This window comes from Microbacterium sp. (genome assembly GCF_035277845.1).
In the GTDB taxonomy this organism is placed as follows: domain Bacteria; phylum Actinomycetota; class Actinomycetes; order Actinomycetales; family Microbacteriaceae; genus Microbacterium.
Genome location: NZ_DATEJS010000114.1, coordinates 1 through 4,296 on the forward strand (window position 1 = coordinate 1; position 4,296 = coordinate 4,296).

General features: G+C 70.6%; 4 protein-coding genes and 1 pseudogene. 4 read left to right on the forward strand and 1 reads right to left on the reverse strand.

The features are described from left to right. Positions 1–906, forward strand: a 906-nt coding sequence (locus VJR25_RS04780; RefSeq protein WP_324113065.1) for a LacI family DNA-binding transcriptional regulator, incomplete at its 5' end; no start/stop codon positions are given. Between the two features lie 131 nt (positions 907–1,037). Further along, entirely contained in the window at positions 1,038–1,427 is a 390-nt protein-coding gene (locus VJR25_RS04785) for a VOC family protein (RefSeq protein ID WP_324113067.1), read from the forward strand. A gap of 67 nt (positions 1,428–1,494) precedes the next feature. Here the strand turns inward: VJR25_RS04785 and VJR25_RS04790 are convergent, their stop codons facing one another. Continuing rightward, positions 1,495–2,487 (reverse strand): squalene cyclase, encoded by a 993-nt coding sequence (locus tag VJR25_RS04790; protein ID WP_324113069.1) that lies wholly within the window; start codon positions 2,485–2,487, stop codon positions 1,495–1,497. A 239-nt stretch (positions 2,488–2,726) separates the two neighbouring features. Between VJR25_RS04790 and VJR25_RS04795 the strand changes: the two are divergent. Both VJR25_RS04795 and VJR25_RS04800 read left to right on the forward strand, forming a co-directional pair. Next, positions 2,727–3,752 (forward strand): annotated as a pseudogene (locus VJR25_RS04795) (IS110 family transposase); the annotation flags it as partial. Positions 3,753–4,072: 320 nt separating this feature from the next. Beyond that, positions 4,073–4,296: hypothetical protein (locus VJR25_RS04800; protein ID WP_324113074.1), on the forward strand; the 224-nt coding region annotated here is incomplete at its 3' end.

Here is a 4,296-nt window from a genome sequence, read left to right on the forward strand (position 1 = left end):
CGCGTGCAGGATGCCATCGACCGGCTGGGCTTCGTGCGCAACGACGCCGCCCGGCAGTTGCGGGCCGGCCGCAGCCGCACGATCGGGCTCGTCGTGCTCGACCTGCACAACCCGTTCTTCAGCGACGTCGCCCGGGGCGCCGAGGAGCGCGCCGAACGGGAGGGCCTCAGCGTGCTCGTCGCCAACAGCGACGAGAAGCAGACGCGCGAGACCGCCCACCTGGATCTGTTCGAGGAGCAGCGCGTCGTGGGCGTGCTCGTCACGCCCGTCGGCGACGACATCCGGCGCCTGCGGCGCATGCGCGAGCACGGCATCCCCGCGGTGCTCGTCGACCGCGAGTCGCAGGATGCGGCGTTCGCGTCGGTTGCGGTGGACGACCTCGAGGGCGGGCGCCTCGCCGCCGAGCATCTGCTGCAGCTCGGGCGGCGGCGACTCATGTTCGCGGGCGGCCCGATCTCGCTGCGGCAGGTGTCCGACCGCCTGGAGGGCGCCCAGCGCGCCGTGGCCGGATGCCCGGGCGCGACGCTCGAGTTCGTCGGCACCGAGGCCCTCACCGTCGAGGACGGACGCCGAGCCGCCGAGCGCATCACCGCGCGGGATGCCGCCGGCCGCCCCGATGCCGTGTTCGCGGCGAACGACCTCATCGCCCTCGGCCTGCTGCAGGGACTGCTGCAGACCCGGGAGATCCGCGTGCCCGACGACATCGCCCTCATCGGCTACGACGACATCGAGTTCGCCGCGGCCGCCGTGGTGCCGCTCAGCTCCATCCGGCAGCCGGCGCAGCTCATCGGGGCCACCGCCGTCGAGCTGCTGCTCGGACTGGAACCCGAGTCGGCGGCCGACGGTGAGCGCCGCCATGTGGTGTACCGCCCCGAACTGGTGGTGCGGGCCTCCACTGCCGGCTGATCCCGGCGCCGGCTGCGTCGGGCCCGCCGAGAAAGGCTGGGCGCGCAGGGCCGGCTGCGTCGGGCCGGCCGAGAAGGGCTGGGCGCGCAGGGCCGTTGTCACCGAGCGGCGCGGCTCGTAGGGTCGGGGGCATGCTCGTCGTCGGTTCGGTCGTCATCCGCGTGCAGGACCTGGAGCGACAGCTCGCGTTCTGGAGCGCCGCCCTGGACTACGTCGTGCGCGAGCCGCGCGACGACGACTTCGCCGTGCTGCGCTCCCGTGACGGACGCGGACCGAACGTGTCGCTCGATGTGGCGCGGTCGACTCGCACCCTGCCGCCGCGACTTCACCTGGACCTCTACGCGCAGGACCAGGCGGCCGAGGTGGAGCGCCTCATCGCCCTCGGCGCGACCGCGATCGAGTGGGACCGCTACCCGGCCGACGCGGACTACGTCATCCTCGAGGACCCGGAGGGCAACCGCTTCTGCGTCATCGACGCCCGAACCTGGCCGGGCTGGAGCCAGCGGGTCGCCGCAGGCTGAACACGGGGCGGGGTGCTGAAGAGGGCTCCGCGTCAGGGCGGGCGGGCGCGGGCCATGACGGAGCCGCTCACTCGACCGAGGCGAGGTCGTCGTCCGCCAGCGCGGCGGCATCCGCCCAGTCGAGCACCCGCGTGCCGACGAGCGTCAGCCACTTCGACGGCTCGCCCGCGGGCGCGTCGACATCGAACCACGTGCGCCCTGGCAGCGGCTTCGCCTGCAGCCACCGGCCGTCGGGCTGTCGCGCCGCCCGCACCGCGGCGACCGCCTCGGTCATCCGGGGAGCGGACGGGTTGCGCTCGCCGGCATCCCGGAAGTGATCCAGTGCCGCGAGCGCGCTGTAGCGCCACCGGTTCGGGGCCACGAACTCCGTCGCGAACCCGCCGACCGGCTCGCCCGTCGACGCGCGGAACAACAGCCGCCGGGACAGCAGGTACTCCTCTCCGCCCTGCCGGGCATCGTGCACGCTCGTGTCGCCGGTGTACCGCTCGTACGCGAGCAGCCCGCGTGCGGCGTTCAACGTGGAGTGGAACGACGACCGCGTCGAGTTGCCCTCTTCGGCCTCGCAGTTCCAGCCGCCGTCGTCGAGCCGGTGCGTGACGAACCAGTTCGCGAGACCGGACACGTCCGCCCCGAGCCACGCCCCCGAAGCGAGGGTGAACGAGTTGATGCACACGTCGATCTCGCCGCCCCAGTACGGCAGGTCGTCGTACTCCCACCGGCTGTTCGCGGCGAGCCGCACCGCCGTGTCGCCGAGCACGGATGCGTCGACGCCCCACTCCCGCAGATCCTTCAGCGCCCAGGTCGTCGCGACCCACGGCTGGCCGGGCTCATCCGCCTCGGCGCTGCCGAAGAACCCGGCCGGAAAGAATGCGCCGCCGGCCCATTGACCGTCCGCATCCTGCTCGGCCAGCAGTCGTGCCCCGAATCCCTCGGTCGCGACGCGGCGCCTCGTCGCCTGCCACGTCTCCGGCGGAGCGTGCGCGAGATCGCGCTCCACCTGCCAGCGGAGCGCTGGGTCGGAGTCGAGCAGCCATGCGAGCACTTCACCGTCGGTCGCCATGCCGCACACCTTAGTGCGGGCCTCCGACGTTGAGACTGGTAGTGCCTCGCCCGGCGTCTGACTCGGCCTCCGACTGGCCCTGGTGCCTTTGCAGTGATCCGTCGGCGTGGGCGGGGCTCCAGTGGTCGCCGACCAGGCGGACATGACTTCATAGGAGCCTGGGCGAACAGGCCCCCATCAACGTCCTGTCTGCCCGCCCGGTCGGTTGCCGATCCGAACTAGAGAAGGGCACCACCATCATGACAACACCTGCTGTGGAAGTCATCGCCGGAGTCGACACGCATGCCGACACCCACCACGCCGCGGTCATCGACGCGGCCGGGCGGAAGCTCGGCGACCGCCAGTTCCCGACCACCGAGGCGGGCTACCTCGCGCTGATCGCCTTCATCGTCTCATTCGGGGTGCTGCTGCGCGTCGGCATCGAGGGGACAGGCTCGTACGGGGCCGGTCTCGCCCGTGTCCTGCGGGATCACGGCATCCTCGTGAGTGAGGTGATCCGCCCGAACCGGCAGATCCGGCGGATGCGGGGCAAGTCCGACCCGATCGACGCGTACGCGGCCGCCGCGACCGTCCTGGCGGAGACCGATCTGCCGGTGCCGAAGACCGCGGACGGGCCGGTCGAAGCGATCCGCAACGTCCTCGTCGCCCGTCGCAGCGCGGTCAAGGCGCGCACCGCGGCGCAGGTGCAGATCAAAACCCTGCTGGTCACCGCGCCGGAGAAGATCCGCCAGAAGTATCGGGGCATGACCGATAAAACCCTGATCACCACCCTTGCCGGCACCCGCCCAGCCGACGCGCTCGACGTGACGACCATCGCCGCCCGCACGCTTCGGTCCCTCGCACGCCGGCACCAGCAGCTCAGCGAGGAGATCACCGGTCTCGAGGTGCTCCTGGACCGCCTCACTCGGGAGGAGAACCCGGCCCTCGCCGCTACAAAGGGCGTCGGTCCGGTCATCGCCGCGCAACTGCTCGTGACCGCCGGAGACAACCCCGGGCGCCTCCGCGGGGAAGCATCGTTCGCGGCACTCTGCGGGGTCAGCCCGATCCCGGCATCCAGCGGGAAGACCACCCGCCACCGCCTGAACCGAGGCGGCGACCGGCAAGCGAACGCGGCCCTGCACCGGATCGTGCTGGTCCGGATGACCTACGAGCAGCGCACCCGCGACTACGTCGCCAAGAAGCAAGCCGAGGGTCGATCAACGCGGGAGATCATCCGCAGTCTGAAACGTGCCGTCGTCCGCGAGATCTTCACCCTGCTCACCAAGCACGTCGAAATCCCCTGCGTCGACGATCTCCGTCCCCTCCGTCAGGCCCGCGGCATCAGCCTCGAAACCGTTGCTCGCCACTTCGGTGTCTGGCCCATGCACATCTCCACCGTTGAACGAGGCAAACGCCGCGACGACGAACTCGCCAACCGCTACCGCGCATGGCTCCTCACAGCTTGACAACCAATAGGAGCATCACCGGCGGTTGCGCTGTCGGACCCACGCGATAGCCTCAACGCGGCGCGAATCACGATCGCAATTAGAAAATAAATCTGAAAGTCCTGCTTGCCTCGGTCAACCCATAGGCGTAGACTTCTTCCATGGCGCAGCCCGTGGTCGATCATCTGACTCCTCTCGTGGAGGCGGTCGACCGTGTGGATGCGCAGTGGATCACAGCTCTCGGCGGACTGTGTTCGAGCGCGGTGATCGACGATGACGTCGACGCGATGTCGGATGCCGGACTCCTGGCGCTCAACGATGCGCTCGCCGCGGTCGTCCGCTCCGCCCACGCGCTCCATGCCCGGATCGCGAACGGCATCAGCAA